The 16,962-nt window shown below is 68.6% G+C and carries 7 protein-coding genes; all 7 read left to right on the top strand.

The window, feature by feature from the left end; all coding sequences use genetic code 11:
- Positions 1-108 precede the first annotated feature (108 nt).
- From NA4_RS02750 to NA4_RS02780, 7 genes are read left to right on the top strand one after another with little or no spacing between them, the layout of a single operon-like run.
- Positions 109-7,203 (top strand): non-ribosomal peptide synthetase, encoded by a 7,095-nt coding sequence (locus NA4_RS02750; protein WP_067463321.1) that lies wholly within the window; start codon positions 109-111, stop codon positions 7,201-7,203.
- The gene (locus NA4_RS40025; RefSeq protein WP_067463324.1) at positions 7,200-12,197 is read left to right on the top strand and encodes a non-ribosomal peptide synthetase; all 4,998 of its coding nucleotides are present in this window, start codon (positions 7,200-7,202) and stop codon (positions 12,195-12,197) included. Before NA4_RS02750 ends, NA4_RS40025 begins: the two co-directional genes overlap by 4 nt.
- Complete coding sequence (locus NA4_RS02760) at positions 12,194-13,054, top strand: saccharopine dehydrogenase family protein (RefSeq protein WP_067463326.1); 861 nt, start codon at positions 12,194-12,196, stop codon at positions 13,052-13,054. The genes NA4_RS40025 and NA4_RS02760 overlap by 4 nt, the downstream gene beginning before the upstream one ends.
- Complete coding sequence (locus NA4_RS02765) at positions 13,051-14,106, top strand: Gfo/Idh/MocA family oxidoreductase (RefSeq protein ID WP_067463328.1); 1,056 nt, start codon at positions 13,051-13,053, stop codon at positions 14,104-14,106. The genes NA4_RS02760 and NA4_RS02765 overlap by 4 nt, the downstream gene beginning before the upstream one ends.
- Entirely contained in the window at positions 14,103-15,155 is a 1,053-nt protein-coding gene (locus tag NA4_RS02770; protein WP_067463330.1) for a cytochrome P450, read from the top strand. The genes NA4_RS02765 and NA4_RS02770 overlap by 4 nt, the downstream gene beginning before the upstream one ends.
- On the top strand, positions 15,155-16,117 hold the full coding sequence (locus NA4_RS02775; protein ID WP_067463332.1) for a methyltransferase: 963 nt from the start codon (positions 15,155-15,157) through the stop codon (positions 16,115-16,117). The genes NA4_RS02770 and NA4_RS02775 overlap by 1 nt, the downstream gene beginning before the upstream one ends.
- Positions 16,114-16,881: a class I SAM-dependent methyltransferase gene (locus tag NA4_RS02780; protein ID WP_067463334.1), complete on the top strand. Its 768-nt coding sequence runs from the start codon at positions 16,114-16,116 to the stop codon at positions 16,879-16,881. The genes NA4_RS02775 and NA4_RS02780 overlap by 4 nt, the downstream gene beginning before the upstream one ends.
- The last annotated feature ends 81 nt before the right edge of the window (positions 16,882-16,962 follow it).

Below are 16,962 nucleotides of genomic sequence, written 5' to 3' on the forward strand. Positions count from 1 at the left end.
TGCGCGATTCGAGATCGACTCAAAACATCCTCCAAACATCCGATGATGAAAATCATTATCGTTTACTGTAGGCTCCATCGCAAGACTTCTCGATCAGGAGGGCTGCCGATGTCGATCGCGGCATCCGATGTAATCGCCGCAGTCGCAAGCATTCTCGGTGTCGATCCGACCGAACTGGATCCGCACGAAGATCTGTTGCTGCACGGCTTGGACTCGATCAGCGCGATGACGCTCGCGGGACAGTGGCGCCGCGCCGGCTCCGGCGTGCGCTTCGTCGACCTGCTCGACCGGCCTCGCCTAGCGGAGTGGGTTGTGATGGTCGCCGACGACCGCACACGATCCAGGGGCAACGGTGAGATCGCCGCAGGGGGGGAGCCGATCAGCGCCGAAAACACGGACGGCAGTGAGCCATTCGACCTGGCGACGATGCAGCATGCGTACTGGGCGGGCCGCCAGCCCGGCCAGCGCCTCGGCGGTGTCGCAGCGCATTTCTACAACGAGTTCGACGGCACCGGTGTCGAGCCCGCCCGATTGGAAGCGGCGGTGGCGGCGCTGCTGGCACGCCACGACATGCTTCGTGTGGCCGTCGGATCCGACGGCCGGCAGCAGATCCTGCCTGACAGCCGGTGGAAAGGATTGCGGGTAAACGACTTCCGTGGCGATCCTGCGGGATTGGCCAGGCTGCGTGAGGACCTGTCCCATCGCAGGCTGGAGGTGTCGCGAGGTGAGGTGTTCGATGTTCAGCTGTCGCTGACCCCGGACGGCACGCGCGTACACGTGAACCTCGACATGCTGGCCGCAGACGCGCAGAGCCTGCGGATTCTGTTCGCGGATCTGGCTGCGCTGTATCGGGATCCGCAGGCCCGGATACCGGAACTGCGTTACAGCTATGCCCGCTACCTCGCAGAGCACGCACGGCGGCGGGACTCACCCGATGCCGCGGCCGCGCGCCGGTACTGGCGTGACCGGGTGCCGACTCTGCCCGGCGCGCCAGCACTGCCGGAGTCCGCTGGTGTGACCGGGTCACGCGTGGTCCGAAAGCACCACTGGCTCAATGCCGATGCGCGAACCGGACTGGAAGACCGAGCAAGGCGGCGCGGGCTGACACCGGCGCTCGCGATCGCCACCGTCTTCGCCGAGGTGATCGCAGCCTGGAGTAGCCAGGACAGGTTTCTGCTCAACCTGCCTCTATTCGATCGCGATCCGCTGCACCCCGATGTGGGCGCGCTGGTGGGCGATTTCACCTCGTCGGTGCTGCTGGCGGTCGACGCGGCCGAGGCGGGCACCTTCGCGCAGCGGGCCGCCATGCTGCAGACACAGTTCCGTGCCGACGCCGCGCACGCCGCCTATCCCGGGGTCGAAGTGCTGCGCGATCTGGGGCGGCATCACGGCGAGCCCGTACTGGCGCCGGTCGTCTACACGAGCGCGCTCGGACTGGGGGAGCTGTTCGATCCCGTGGTGCGGGAATGCTTCGGCGATCCGGTGTGGATCATCTCGCAGGGACCGCAGGTCACCCTGGATGCCCAGGTCACCGAGTTCGACGGTGGGCTGCTGGTCAACTGGGACGCGCGACGCGACGCGTTCGCGCCGGGGGTGCTCGACACCATGTTCGACGCCTACACCGGGCTGCTCGACAGCCTTGCGAACGGCGAGACGGCATGGGACCGGCCGGTACCCGATCTGCTGCCCGCCGAGCAGCGCGCGATCCGCGCCGCCGCGAATGCCACCGACGAGCACCATGCGGTTCCGGCACCACATGTGCGGCCGGGCGCGCACGCGGCAGCCGGGGTGCGCCGTGCAGGGCATCGCACCGGCCCGGCGACGCTGCACGAGCGGTTCTTCGCACTCGCCGACGTCCGATGCGACGCGCCTGCGGTGTTATGGGGCCGTGACGGGTGTCTGACCTACGGTGAACTTGCGCGGCAGGCGCGGGAACTTGCCGCGACACTTCCGGCGGGACAGCTGATTCCGGTACATCTGCCGAAAGGACCGGAGCAGATCGTCCGGGTGCTGGGCATTCTTGCGGCCGGATCGGCGTACCTGCCGGTGGGCATCGATCAGCCGCCGCATCGCCGCGACCGTATCCTCGCCAACGCCGGTCCACTGCCCGAGGCCGGGGACCTGGCCTACGTGATCTACACGTCGGGCTCCACCGGGGAGCCGAAGGGCGTGCAGATTCCGCATGCGGCGGCACTCAACACCATCGACGACCTCACCGACCGATTCGTGCTCTCGCCGAACGACCGGACCCTGGCGGTATCGGCGCTGGACTTCGACCTGTCGGTCTTCGACATCTTCGCGCCGCTGACCACCGGCGGCGCGGTCGTACTGGTGGGTGAGAACGAGCGGCACGACCCGACTGCCTGGGCGGATCTGATCACCCGCCACGGCGTGACAGTGCTCAACTGTGTTCCGGCCGTGCTGGACATGCTGGTGACGAGCAGCCCGTCGCTACCGCTGCGACTGGTGCTACTCGGCGGTGACCGGGTCGGTGTGGATCTTCCCGGCCGCTTGGGTGCCGTCGCACCGGGATGCGTATTCGCCGCTTTGGGCGGCACCACCGAGACCGCCATTCACTCGACCATCCAGATCGTGGAAGACGTGCCCGCGGACTGGACGTCGGTCCCCTACGGTGTTCCGCTGCGCGGTGTGCGGTGCCGGGTCGTCGACACGCTGGGACGCGATCGCCCGGATTGGGTGCCCGGCGAACTGTGGATCGGCGGCGCCGGGGTGGGACATGGCTACCTCGGCGATCCGGAACGAACCCGGGCGCGGTTCGTCGACGGCTGGTACCGCACCGGCGACCTGGTCCGATACCGGCCCGACGGCACCCTGGAGTTCCTCGGCCGCGCCGACCATCAAGTCAAGCTGCGCGGGTACCGAATCGAGCTCGGTGAGATCGACGCGGCGCTGACAGCGCATCCCACGGTGGGCAAGGCGGCTACGGTGATGGCCGGGGGACGGCTGGTCGCGGCCGTGACACCAGCGATCGACGCGGCCCGACCGGCGACCCGACAGCCTGCCGTCCGGTCGGCGGACGAGCAGATTCCGGTGACGCGTGCCACGGTGGAGCGGCTGCTCGACGCGCTGGAATCCGGTACACCGGCCCTCGACCAGTTCCAGCCGCTGCTCGAACGGTGGCGGACCTGGTTGCAAGACAACGGCTCTCGCGATACCACTGGACAATCACCGCTCGACACCGAGCCGTTGCTCAGCGTGCTGCGCGGCGACCGTGATCGGCTCACCCTGCTCGACCACCCTGTTCTCGCGCCCCGCGCGTTGTTGTGGTCGCTGCCGGAGACCGCGGCGGCGCTCGCCGTTGTACTCGAGGTGATCCGGAGCACCTGTGCCGAACTCGGCCGTCCCGTCGAGGTGGTCGAACTCGGCGGCAACGCCGGTGACCGGCTGCTCGAGGCGGTGCGTGACGACCCGTCGCTGCCGGTCGGCGCGGTCCGATACCGCGAAATCCGCCATGGCAGCGCCATACCGGAATCGTGGCACGGGCAGTGCGATATCGTGCTGGCCTTCGCGACCTTGCACACCTATCCCGATCCCTCGGCGGGTCTGGCCACGGCGGCCTTCCTGCTCCGCCCCAGCGGCCGATTCCTCCTGGTGGAGCAGCCGGAACTCCCGCCACTGGGGTTGCTCACCGCCGCGGTACTCGAAAACGGATTCCCACACGGCGATTCGATGCTGAGCCCCGCACGCTGGCAGCGCCTGCTGGCCGGAGCCGGATTCGAGATCGAACACGTCGCCGGCCACGACACTCTGTTCACTGTCGCGGCACGCGCAACGGGCACGCCGGTCGACGTCGACGACCTGGCGCGATTCGTGGTCGACCGGCTGCCCGAGGCCATGCGCCCCGACTGCATCCGAGTGCTCCCACAGTTCCCGTTGTCGCGCAACGGGAAAGTCGATCGCGCGGCACTCACCGAACTACTGGACGTCCCAGGGGAGGCGGCCGCCGTGAGTGCGCCGTCGACGCCCGCGGAGCAACGTGTCGCCGCCGTATGGTCGGAGATCCTCGGCGTCGACGAGATCGGCCGTGAACACGACTTCTTCCGCCTCGGCGGAGACTCCCTGCTCGCGACACGAATGGTGAGCCGCTTTCCCGGCCGCAAGCTCGCCGACCTGTACGCGCACCGCACCCTGGCGGCCTTCACAGCGGTGCTCGTCGACAGCGAACCGATGACCGGACAGACCATCACACCAGATCCCGGTGCCCGGCACGAACCGTTCCCGGCCACCGACATCCAACGCGCGTACTGGATCGGGCGCGGCGGTGGTGCCGCGCTCGGCGGTGTGGGCACCCACTATTACAGCGAATTCCATTGCCCCGGCCTGGATGTCGACCGGTTCGAACAGGCGTGGCGTACGCTGATCGCCCGCCACGAGATGCTGCGCGCCGTATTCGACACCGACGGTAACCAGCGCATCCTGCGCGTCGACGAACTGCCGCCATGGCGGATACGCCGAGTCGACGGCGACGTACGCGAACAGATGTCGCACCAGGTGCTCGACCCAGGCATATGGCCGCTGTTCGACGTCCGGCTCGGCGCTGGCGACCGGGTGGGCATCAGCCTCGACAACATCGTGCTCGACGGGCTGAGCATGATGATCCTGTTCTCCGAACTGGATCTGCTCTACCGCGATCCGGACGCCGCACTGCCATCGATCGATGTGTCGTTCCGGGACTATCTGACCCAAATCAGTCCGGTGAACCCCGAACCGGCCCAGCGCTATTGGCTCGATCGGATACCGCAGCTGCCGCCCGCCCCACGACCACCACTGCGGATCGACCCGGCCACCGCCGAAACGCCGCGTTTCGTCCGCCGCGCCGGGCAGCTCACAGCCGCGCGCTGGGACGAACTGCGCGCCATCGCCCGTGGCTGCGGTGTCACTCCGACCGCATTGCTGCTGGCCTGCTATGGCGAGGTCCTGACGGCGTGGTCCGGGCGAGGGGAGGTCACCATCAACGTCACCCTGTTCGACCGGGCCGACGTGCATCCGCACATCGACCGGGTGCTGGGCGACTTCACCTCGCTCCTGTTCACCGAATACCGCAGCGAGAACTCGCTCACCGAGTCCGCCCGCGGGCTGCACCAGCGGATGTGGTCTGATCTGGACCACCGCGACGCCTCGCCGATGTGGATTCTGCGCGAGCTGGCCAAATACCACGGGGAGCAGGTCGGGTTCCCGATCGTGTTCACCAGCGCGCTCGGCGTCGCGGGGGAGGGGCCATCGCTGGATCCGACATCGTTCGGCGAGAAGATCTGGGCGATCTCGCAGACCCCGCAGGTATGGATGGATCTGCAGGTCCACGAATCCGATGGTGGTGGGCTGAACTACGCGCTGGACACCGTCGACGACCTGTTCTGCGAAGGCGTCACCGACGCGCTGTTCGCCGCCTTCGAAAGCTTGCTCGAGACGGTCGCCGACGATAAGCCACCGACCGCTCGGACAGCCCCGGGACGCGGCATCGGGCCGGGCACAGCGCAGCACGGTCTGCTGCACACCGATTTCTTCACCCAGCCGCCGGAATCCGTAGCGCTCATCCACGACGGCCGCGCTATCACCTACGGCGCCTTGGCGCAGCAGGCGCTGCGTATCGCCGCCGGACTGCCACGTGGTGAGCTGATCGCGGTCAGCTTGCCGAAGGGCCCCGAGCAGATCGCCGCGGTACTCGGTGTCCTCGCCGCCGGATCGGCGTACCTGCCGATCGGCATCGACCAACCCGCCGCCCGCCGCGAGCGCGTTCTCACCGCAGCCGGAGCCCGGCTGGTCATCGACGACATCGAGCCGTTCCGTGACGCCACGCCACTGGCGGAGCCGGTGCCGACGACACCGGATGCCCTCGCCTACGTCATCTACACCTCGGGCTCGACCGGCGATCCGAAAGGCGTGGAGATCACCCACGCCGCGGCCTACAACACCATCACCGACATCAACGACCGCTACGGCGTCGACGCCACCGACAGCGCACTCGCGGTATCCGCGCTGGACTTCGACCTGTCGGTGTACGACCTGTTCGGTCTGCTCTCCGTCGGCGGCACGGTCGTAGTGATCGACGAGGACGAACGTCGCGATGCCGCCGCCTGGGCACGGCTGGTGACCGACCACGGCGTCACCGTGTGGAACACAGTGCCGACCCTGCTCGACATGCTGCTCACTGCCTGCGGTGCCGACACCGAGTCCGTTGCGGCGCTGCCGCTTCGCCTTGCACTACTGTCCGGTGACTGGGTGGGCCTGGATCTGCCGCACCGGTTGCGCACCGCTGCGCCCGGCTGCCGATTCGTCGCCCTCGGCGGCGCCACCGAGGCCGCGATCTGGTCGAATGCCTGTGCGGTGGAGCAGGTTCTGGCGCACTGGACGTCGATTCCCTACGGCCACGCGCTGCGCGGACAACGCTACCGGGTCGTCGACGACCGCGGCCGCGACTGTCCGGACTGGGTGCCCGGCGAATTGTGGATCGGCGGCGCCGGCCTGGCCCGCGGCTATCGCGGCGACCCCGCCCTGACCGACGCGAAATTCGTGACCGCCGACGGTGAGCGCTGGTATCGCACCGGCGACCAGGGCCGGTTCTGGCCCGACGGCACCCTGGAATTCCTCGGACGCACCGACCATCAGGTCAAAGTCCGTGGCCACCGGGTGGAACTGGGCGAGATCGAGTCGGCGCTGACCGCCTTTCCCGATGTGGCCGACGGTATCGCGATCGCGGTCGGGGAACGCGCCGAGCGCCGACTCGCAGCCTTCGTGGTGCCGCGGGCGGAACGCGGTGTCGACACCGACCGGTTCGACGTCGACGCGCTGCGCAGCCATCTGCGGACTCATCTTCCGTCCTACGCGGTGCCCGCGTCGCTGGTGTGCCTCGACGCGCTCCCGCTGACCGCCAACGGGAAAGTCGACCGGCGCGCCTTGGCCGAACGCGCCGCGTACGCCGACCAGGTCGTCGTGGCGCCGCCGACCGGCCCCACCGAGCAGCTGCTGGCCGGGTTGCTGGGCGAATTGCTGGAGGTCACGGTGGGCCGCGACGACAACTTCTTCGTCCTCGGCTGCGACAGTCTCGTGGTCACCCGCCTGACCGAGCGTCTGCGCCGAGAACACCGTCTGCACGTCACGTTGCGCGAAGTATTCGCCGCACCAACCATTGCCGACCTCGCCGAAATCATCGACGGCCGGCAGTTCGAGGAAGGGGAGCTGTGACCAGTTCAACCGAGACCAGCCAGGCCGACATAGCACCGGCCGAGATCATCCGAACACTGCGGGAACTCGGTGTCGAACTGTGGACCGAGGACGCGGCACTGCGTTTCCGCGCGCCCGCCGGTGTACTCACCGATTCGCACAAGAACACTCTGCGCCGCGTGCGCGAAGAGGTCATCGCCCTGCTGTCGGCGGAGCACTCGCTGGTATCGCGGCCGCACGAGAGATACGAGCCGTTCCCGCTGACCGATGTGCAATCGGCGTACCTGGTCGGCCAGAGCGACGCCTTCGATTTCGGGGGCGTGTCCTGCCACGGCTACCTGGAGGTGTGGCTCGGCGACGTCGACCCGGATGCGGTCGAACGGGCGTGGACGACGCTCATCGAGCGTCACGACATGCTGCGCGCGGTGGTCGATCCCGCCACCAACACCCAGCGGGTGCTGCCGGAGGTGCCGCCGTTCCGGCTGCGGCGCGGCGAGTCGGCCGAGCAGGTGCGCGCCGAACTGAGCCATGCCCGCTACGAGCCGAACCGGTGGCCGCTGCATTCGCTGTGGCTGACCCCGGGGTGGCTGCTGCACGTGTCGGTCGATCTGCTCATCGCCGACTTCGCCAGCGTGCAGCTGCTGGTCGGGGAGTTACTGGCAGTTCTGCGCGGTGAAACGCTGCCCGAGATCGATATTTCCTTCCGCGACTATGTGATCGCCGAACGCGCCATCCGCGACACACCCAAATACGCCGAGGACCGCGACTATTGGCTGCGGCGCGCCGACACACTCCCCGCGGCGCCGGACCTGCCGGTCACCGGATCGGCGGCCGCGCCACGCTTCCACCGTCTGCAGCAGCGGATTCCGTCCCTGCGAGAGACCGCATCGGCCCACGGCATCACGACATCGGCGCTGGTCTTGGCCGCCTACGCCGAAACCATCGGCCGATTCAGCCGCACGAAACACTTCGCGATCAACATGCCGCTGCAGAACCGGCTGGCTCTGCACGAGCAAGTGTGTGCGCTCGCGGGTGACTTCACCTCGGTGAACCTGCTCGAGGTCGATCTCACCGTGCCGGAACCGCTGGTGGACCGGGCCCGCCGACTGGGTGCGCAACTGCTGTCGGACCTGGACCACCGCCTGTACTCCGGCGTGGAACTGCTGCGCGAACTCGGCCGCCGTGACACCAGGACGGCGGCATCGGCCGAGACGGGCGACCGGGCAGCCGGGCTGATGCCGGTGGTGTTCACCGGTGTGCTCGACGGCTCGGCCGCCGACGTCCGTTACGGGATCAGCCAGACCCCGCAGGTGTGGATCGACTGCCAAGCGGTCGAACAGGCCGACACCATGCTGGTCAGCTGGGACGTGCGCGAGGGCGTCCTTCCCGCCGGGCTGGCCGAGGCGGCCTTCGAGATGTTCCTCGCCCTGCTCACCGGACCGGCCGACGCCCGGCCGCCGTACCCACTGCCCGCCGCCCAACAGCGAACCCGTCAGACCGCCAACGACACTCGTCAGCCGCTGCCGTCCGGATTGCTGCACCAGCCGTGGCTCGAAGCGGCGCAGCGGCACGGTGAACGTCCCGCCGTGATCGCGGGCGGCCACACGGTGACGCACGCCGAACTGCTGTCGCGGGCGTCCGCTGTGGCTCACGCACTCGCTGGAGATGCCGCAACGACCGCACCCGGTGCGCTGGTGGCGATCACGATGGACAAGGGCATCGACCAGATTGCTGCGGTGCTCGGCGTGCTGATGGCCGGATGCGCCTACGTCCCCATCGACACCACCCAGCCCCCGGCACGGCGCGACGCGATGCTCGCCGGTGTCGACCACGTCCTCACCGAAGTCCCCGCGCCCGCCGCGGCGTCCGCACAGGTGCCGCTGTCGGCAGCCCAATCCACCGATCTCGCCTACGTGATCTACACGTCCGGTTCCACCGGCACCCCGAAGGGTGTGATGATCACCCACGCCGCTGCCCGCAACACCATCGAGGACATCAACTCCCGGTTCGATGTCACCTGCGATGACCGCGTCCTCGGGTTGGCGCAACTCGGCTTCGACTTGTCGGTATACGACATCTTCGGGGTGCTCGGCGCCGGTGGCTGCCTGGTGCTGCCAGACCCCGATCGGCAGCGGGACCCATCACACTGGGCGGAACTCGTTGCCGCTCACGGCATCACGATCTGGGATTCGGTTCCGGCCCAGGCGCAGATGCTGGCCGATCATCCCGGTGGCACGCTCGATTCGGTGCGGCTGGCCCTGCTGTCCGGGGACTGGATCCCGGTCACGCTGCCGCAGCAGCTACGGACCCGGCTGCCGCAGGTGCGGCTGATCAGCCTGGGGGGCGCCACGGAGGCCTCGATCTGGTCGATCTTCCACGAAATCGGCGATGTCTTTCCGGACGCCACCCGCATCCGCTATGGGAAGCCGCTGGCCAATCAGCAGTTCCGCGTCGTCGACGCCCTCGGCCAGGACTGCCCGGACTGGGTGCCCGGCGAACTATTGATCGGTGGTAGCGGAGTGGCGCGCGGCTACCGCGGCGACGCCACCTTGACCGCAGCGAAATTCCGGGACGGCTGGTACCACACCGGAGACCTGGGCCGGTACCTGCCCGACGGTGACATCGACTTCCTCGGCCGGGCCGACGACCAGGTGAAGATCCGCGGTCACCGCATCGAACCGGCCGAGGTGGAGGCCGCGCTCGCCGGGCACCCGGACGTCGCGGCCGCCGCTGCGGTGGTGCACGGTTCGGGCACCGCCCGGCACCTGGTGGCCTTCGTCGAATCACGACTGCGGCACGCCGGTGAGACCGTATCGGTCGACACCGGCCGGGTCGCCGACTTCGCACGGTCCCTCGATGCTGCGGTGCTCGCCGCTGCCCGCATCGCGATCGAGACCGTCGGCGAAACCGACGTCGCGCCACGGCACCGGGGGCTGTACCGGCGGTGGCAGCGGGTACTGGAGAACACCGCCGCACCCGATGTCGAACTCGCCGCGGCCTGGGAGCAGGTGCGTCACCTCGCCGTCCCGGCACTGTGCGACGAGCGTTTGATCGGCTATCTGCAGCACAGTGCCGAGAACATGGCCGCGCTGCTGCGCGGCACCGAAGACCCGGTCGCGCTGATGTTCCCCGGCGGCGGGACACAGATCGCCGAGGCGGCCTACCGGTCCAACATCATGGTCGCCTACCTGAACAAGGTGGTGGCCGAAGCGGTTCGGCACCGCCACCCGCGCCGCGTACTCGAAGTCGGAGCCGGTGTGGGCGCGACGACAGCCGAAGTGCTCGCCGCCTGCCCGAATATCGGCAATGGCACCGCCGGCGCCTACACCTACACCGATGTGTCGCCGTTCCTGCTCGACTACGGGCGATCCCGGTTCCCTGCATTGTCGTTCGCCACCTACGACATCGACCGCGACCCCCAGGAGCAAGGGTTCGCCGCGGGATCGTTCGATCTCATCCTGTGCGCCGGCGTGCTCAACAACGCCCGCCACACCGGCCGCACACTCGCGTGGCTGCGTGAGCTGCTTGCTCCCGGAGGCACATTGGTGGTCACCGAACCTACCCGTGAGCACTACGAAGTGATGGCGTCACAAGCGTTCATGATGACCGCACCCGAGGATCAGCGGGCCGAGACCGGATGCACGTTCCTCACCCGCGACGAGTGGCTGACCGAACTGGCGCCGTTCGGCGAGGTGACCTGCCTGCCCGAACCCGGCCATCCCCTCGAGCCGCTCGGTCAGCACGTCCTCGTTGCCGGGCCTTCGATCACCGACCATCTGCGCGAAGTCCTGCCCGAGTACATGATTCCGCAGCTGATCGAGACCGTGCCCGCGCTGCCGTTGACCGGCAACGGAAAGATCGACCGCCGCACCTTGGCGGAGATGGCCGCAGCCCTGACCATGGCACCCGAACCGTCTGCCGAGGATGACAGCCCTCGTGACGAGCTCGAACGTCGGCTCGCGACGATCATCGGGGACGTGCTGCGCCGCGACGACGTGCCGCGTACGGCCAGCTTCTTCGCACTCGGCGCGGATTCGGTGCTGCTGAGCCAGATCGCCGGGCGACTGCAGCAGGAGGTCGAGGTCGTGCGCACCCGGTATTTCGACAGCGTGCTGCGGCAACTGCTGCACCAGCCGACCCTCGCGCAGCTGGCCGACTACCTGCGCGCCACGGAGGAAGACGGGCCGGGTGAGGGCCCGTCCCCGCTGGTCGATCTCGGCGGCCCGCCCAGCGACTCGAACCCGGTGCTCGTCCTGGTGCACGAGGGACTGGGCACGATGGCGCCCTATCAGCGGCTCGCCGCTCGCCTGTCGGCGACGCGGCGGGTGGTCGGCCTGGCGGTACCGAACGCAAGGTCCTTCACCGCGATTCCGACGGAGGTGTTGATCGAGCGCTTGGCCGCCGACTACGCCGACGCTCTGCTGGCCGCCGGGCATCGCACCGTCCATGTGGTCGGCTACTGCCTGGGCGGCCTGCTGGCGACGGAGCTGGCGCGTACGGTCACCGAGCGCGGCGGCACTGTCGCCGGGCTCACCGTGATCAGCAGCTACCCACTGGAATTCGAGGTCGACGAGCCGATGGTGATCGAAGGCACCTTCGCACATGCCCTCGGCACCGACCCCGCGACGCTGGGGTATCCCGGCGACACCGAGGAACTGGGCCGGAATCTGGAGCGCGTGCTGGCCGATACCCCAGGCCGGATCCCTTCCGGCGCACTGGATTTCGGGCCGCTCGCGCAGCTGACCGGCGACGAGCGCGTGGCGCGAATCACCACGAACCGCGATCAGTTCGCGGTGTTCAGCCACAGCTTCCACGCGGCGAGCAAGCATGTCGCCCAGCCGTACGCCGGCGACATCACCTTCTTGCGGCCGAACGAGGGCCTGCAGCTGCTCGCGGGCATGTCCGGCGATCCCACCGACTACTGGGCCAGGGTATGCCTGGGTCGCCTCGACATCGTCGACATCCCCGGCAACCACTTCACCTGCCTCGCCCACGACCTCACCGGCACGCTGTGATCGGTGTACTCGGATCCACCGGCGCCGTGGGCCGCGCTGTTCTCGGCTTTCTCGCTGAGCACGACGTGCGCCCCGGTACCCGCGCAGACGTCGGAAACCTGCAGCAGTGGTGCGACGGGTGCACCGTCGTGATCAACTGCACCGGCTTGCCCCTATGCGAGAACATCGTGGCCGCAGGCGCGGATTACGTCGACCCGTCCGCCCGACCGGACGACATACCCACGCGGCCAGCCAGCGGCAGCGGCCGTGACTCCGCCGAATCCGGGAATCGTCACCTCAGCAAGCATCCCACCGACGCCGACCGGCCCGGGCGGATTGCGGTATTCGACGCCGGTGCGATGCCGGGATGTATCGGCCTGCTACCGCGGTACCTGGCCGCGCAGTTGAATGAAGCGCCTGCGCGGCTGGTAGTGGAAGCTGGTGGACTGTACCGGTTCACGCCTGCCTCGGCTGCCGAGTTCCTGCACACCCCGCACGGGTGGCGAGATCAGGCGGCACGGGTCGATCAAGCACTCGGGCTGACCGCCTCGGCGTGGACCACACGGTTCGACGGAGACTGTGTGCGCCGCCTGCTCCGTCACGGCACACCGACCGCAGACCAACTCACCGCGGCGTCGGCCGCCGACGCCGCGGGACGCAGTGAGTACCTGACCTTCGACGCCGAGCTGACCGGCCACCACGGCACGGTGCGCTCGGCACAGGTACGCACGGCGCCCGACCTGACCGCCAGGATCGCGGTCGCCACCGCACTCGCCGTGCTGCACGGCGAAATTCCGACCGGGACCCATTCGGCCGACGACGTGCTCGACCCGATACGAGTGGTCCCCGCGCTGCTCTCTGACGAAGGAACGCTGTGAAAGTCATCGTGTGCGGAACCGGTTTCGGCCGGGTGTACCTGCGCGCACTGGAACGTCCACCTTTCGAACTCGCCGGGATTCTCGCCCGGGGCAGCGAACGCTCCCGGGCCTGCGCGCGGCAATACGGTGTGCCGCTGTACACCGACGCCGAGAACGTGCCCGACGTGGACCTGGTGTGTGTCGCCGTGCCGAGCGGTGTCGGCGGAGGCCCGGGCGCCGAGCTCGCTCAAGCGTTCCTGTCCCGCCGCATTCCGGTCCTACTCGAACACCCCGTCCGCGCCGACGAACTCGCCGAGTGTCTGCGCGTCGCCGCACGGGAACGAACAATGTTCGCGGTCAACACCTTCTACGTGCACCTGGCACCGGTGCGCCGGTTCCTCACCGCCGCGCGTCGATTGCTGGCACAGCAACCACCGCTGTTCGTGGACGCGAGCTGCGCGGTCCAAGTCTCCTATGACCTGCTCGACATCGTCGGGCAAGCCCTGGGCGGGCTGAGCCCATGGGCGCTCGGCGAACCGCTCGAGCCGTCGCCGCAGCTGACCGGACTGGCGCGGTCTCCATTCGGTGACCGGTCTCTGCACGCGGTGATGTCCGGGGTGCCGGTCACCCTGCGCGTGCACAACCAGGTCGTCCCGGACGACCCGGATCATCCCACCCACCTTCGGCATCAGGTGTCGCTCGGGACGGAAGCAGGCACACTGGTGCTGACCGCGACACACGGACCGGTGCTGTGGTGCCCGTCCATCCACGTGCCGAAGGACAACGGCACCTTCTCGCTCGTCGGCGTGGACGACACACCGACGGTGTCCGCCCTGGGACCGGCAGCGGGCCCGAGCGTCCGCGAGGTCTTCGACGAGGTGTGGCCCGACGGTGTGCGGCATTCGCTGCTGGCGATGCGGCAGTCGATCGCCGACGCCACCGATCCGCTCGCGGCCGGTCAGTATCACCTCACTCTGTCGCGTCTGTGGTCCGACCTCACCCGTCGGCTCGGTTACCCGGAATCGGTGCCACGCGATCCAGCGGCCCCGATTCGCGCCGAGGATCTGCTATGACGTTCAATCCCCTCGACCCGCAGCACATTCGGGACCCGTATCCGCTGCTGACGGGCATGCCACCGGTGACGCAGCCACTTCCCGGTTTCCACGTCGTCGTCTCCGACGCCGACGCCCGCGCCGTGCTGCGTGACTCGGCCACCTTCTCCAGTCGCGCCAACAACACCGCCGTCGACACGGCGTGCAAGACGCTCGCGCTGTCCCAGCTCGACCCGCCCGAGCACACCCAGCTGCGGCAGATCGTGCAGGCGCAGTTCACCCCCCGGGCACTAGCGGATCTGGAACCAGCGTTGACCACCCACGCCAGGACACACGCCGCACATGTGCGCGATCTGGTGCGCGACTTCACCGCGCCGCTGCCTGCCCTCGCTCTCGCCGAATTCCTCGAATTGCCAGGTGATCTCGTACAACGCTGGGTGTCGCAGTTCGGCACGCTCGTCGGGTACGAAGCGGCGCCCGGCTGGCCGGAATTCTGCGCGGTGATCGACGGGGTGAACCTGCGCCGCTTCCCCGATCTGTCTATTCCGCAGCGGCGAATGCTCGTGCACTTCCTCGTCGTCGCGGGCGTCCGAAACGTGACGCACCTTCTCGGCAATCTGCTGCACCGGCTGCTGGTGACGGACAGCTGGCCGCTCGCGCCGGAACACATCGATGCGGCCGTCGAGGAGTCGCTGCGTCACGAACCGCCCGCACTGTGGAGTATGCGTACCGCGACCCGGCCGTGCACCGTGGGCGGTGTCGCTGTCGCGGCGGGGGAGCGGATCTTCATCGTGACCGCCGGCGCCAACCGGGATTCGGCTCGCTGGCCCACGCCTGAGCAATTCCAATTGGACCGCCCCGGCGCAGCCGGCCACCTCAGCTTCGGCGCAGGTCCGCATGCCTGCCTCGGCGCGGCGCTCACCCGCCTGCAGGCGCGGATCTACCTGCGTGTCCTCGCCGAGTCTGCGCCGGATCTTCATCTGCCGCACGACTTTACCTACCAGCCGACAGGCGACCTGATGAGCCGGGGCCCCGCCACGCTACCGATACGGAGGACGCCGTGTCCCTGATGTCCCAATCCGATCTGGTCACCCCGATGGCGATCCGTGTGGTCGCGACACTGCGCATCGCCGACCTGATCGCTGACGGAATACACGCCGTCGACGATCTGGCCCACCGGACCAGCGCCGACACCGATGCCCTGCACCGGCTGCTGCGGTACCTGGCCTGCCGCGGCCTGTTCACCGAAACCGCCCCCGGCCGGTTCGACTTGACCGACACGGCGGCGCCGCTGCGATCGGACCACCCGCTGGCCATGCGCGACTGGTTCGACCTCGACGGTGCCGGCGGCCGCATGGACCGCGCATTCTCCGCGCTGCTGGAGGTTGTGCGCACCGGCACACCCGGCTACCCGATCGTGCACGGCCGCTCCCTGTGGGAGGACACCGACGACTCCTACAACGCATTGATGGGCAAACACACTCGCTTCGCCGTGCCCACGGTGATCAACGGCTACCCATGGCATCGCGTGCGCAGCGTGGTGGACGTCGGCGGCGGCGCCGGAGCACTGCTCTGCGGGCTCGCCAAAGCCCAACCGGCGCTGAACGGCACGCTCATCGACCTGCCCGATGCCGCCGAGGCCGCGCGCCGTGCCTTCGACGAGGCAGGCATCTCGCACCGCTGCACCGCGATCGCCGGCGACTTCTTCGAGCCACTGCCCGCCGGCGCGGACGTCTACCTGCTCACCTGGGTGCTGCACGACTGGCCCGACACCGACGCCCAGCGCATCCTGCGGCGCTGCGCCGACGCCGCCGGTCCACACGGCCGCGTCGTGATAGTGGAGAATCTGCACACCGGTGAGCGGCCGGAGATCGCCACCGCGATGGACCTGCGGCTGCTGGTCCTGTTCGGCGGCCGTGAACGCACCCTCGGCCAGCTCGACGCCCTCGCCGGTGCGGCAGGACTGCGGCGCTCGGATTGCCGGACGCTACCGGGGGCGACTCCGGTTTCACTGGTGGAGTACACCCGATGAACGCGGTGCCGCACCGTAACCCGGCAAACGCTGGTGGCGAAGCCGCCGGTGAGCACGACCCCTACACCGAGATCGCGGAGTTCTACGACCTGCTGGCCACGCCGCTGTGGGCACGCAAAGGGCCCGTTCTCACAGCGGCGTTGCGACAAGCCAGACCCGATCTCGGCCCGATCCTCGACATAGGCGCAGGAACCGGACTATCGACCGAAGCCATCGCGAACGCGGTACCCAACGCAGCCATCCTTGCGATCGAACCCTCACCACAGATGCGCATCGCCCTCGCCACGCGAACTGCAATGCGCAATTTGAACGACCGCGTCACTATCGTCCCCGAACCCGTTGACGCCGTTGTTTTTCCGCATCGTCTAGGCGGCGCCGTCGCCTACGGCATGCTCGGTCACCTCACCGAAAGCGACCGCGTCCGCCTGCTGAACGTACTCGGACAACGTCTGGCACCAGGTGCACCCGCAGTGATCGAGCTCATGGACGAAACCGCACCGCCGACAGCAGACCCCCTGCGCATCGGCTGCGTCCGCGTCGGCGACCACGAGTACGAAACATGGAGCCGCGGAACACGCGAAACTCCGGTCCGTTGGATATTGACCTACCGGGTGCTGCGCGCCGGAACACTGCAACGCGAGATTCATACGCCGATGCCTTGGGCCGCCTACAGCATGCGCGACCTCCGCGACGAGGCAGCGCGGGCGAACCTCAGCTGCACCCGCATCGCACCGGACGTGGCTGTGCTGACGCCCGGCGCGTGACATCACCACCGGGCCCGGAGTGTCGTACGCGCATCGGTTACGGCCGACTGTGCGTGATGGCTTCGCGAGCCGATCTACAGG

The sequence above is a fragment of the Nocardia amamiensis NBRC 102102 genome (assembly GCF_001612745.1).
GTDB classification, from domain to species: domain Bacteria; phylum Actinomycetota; class Actinomycetes; order Mycobacteriales; family Mycobacteriaceae; genus Nocardia; species Nocardia amamiensis.

Excerpts from the sequence above, each read along its gene's own strand:
- NA4_RS02750 (WP_067463321.1), top strand. The coding sequence starts at position 109 with ATGTCGATCGCGGCATCCGATGTAATCGCCGCAGTCGCAAGCATTCTC.
- NA4_RS02770 (WP_067463330.1), top strand. The coding sequence starts at position 14,103 with ATGACGTTCAATCCCCTCGACCCGCAGCACATTCGGGACCCGTATCCG.
- NA4_RS02775 (WP_067463332.1), top strand. The coding sequence starts at position 15,155 with ATGTCCCAATCCGATCTGGTCACCCCGATGGCGATCCGTGTGGTCGCG.
- NA4_RS02780 (WP_067463334.1), top strand. The coding sequence starts at position 16,114 with ATGAACGCGGTGCCGCACCGTAACCCGGCAAACGCTGGTGGCGAAGCC.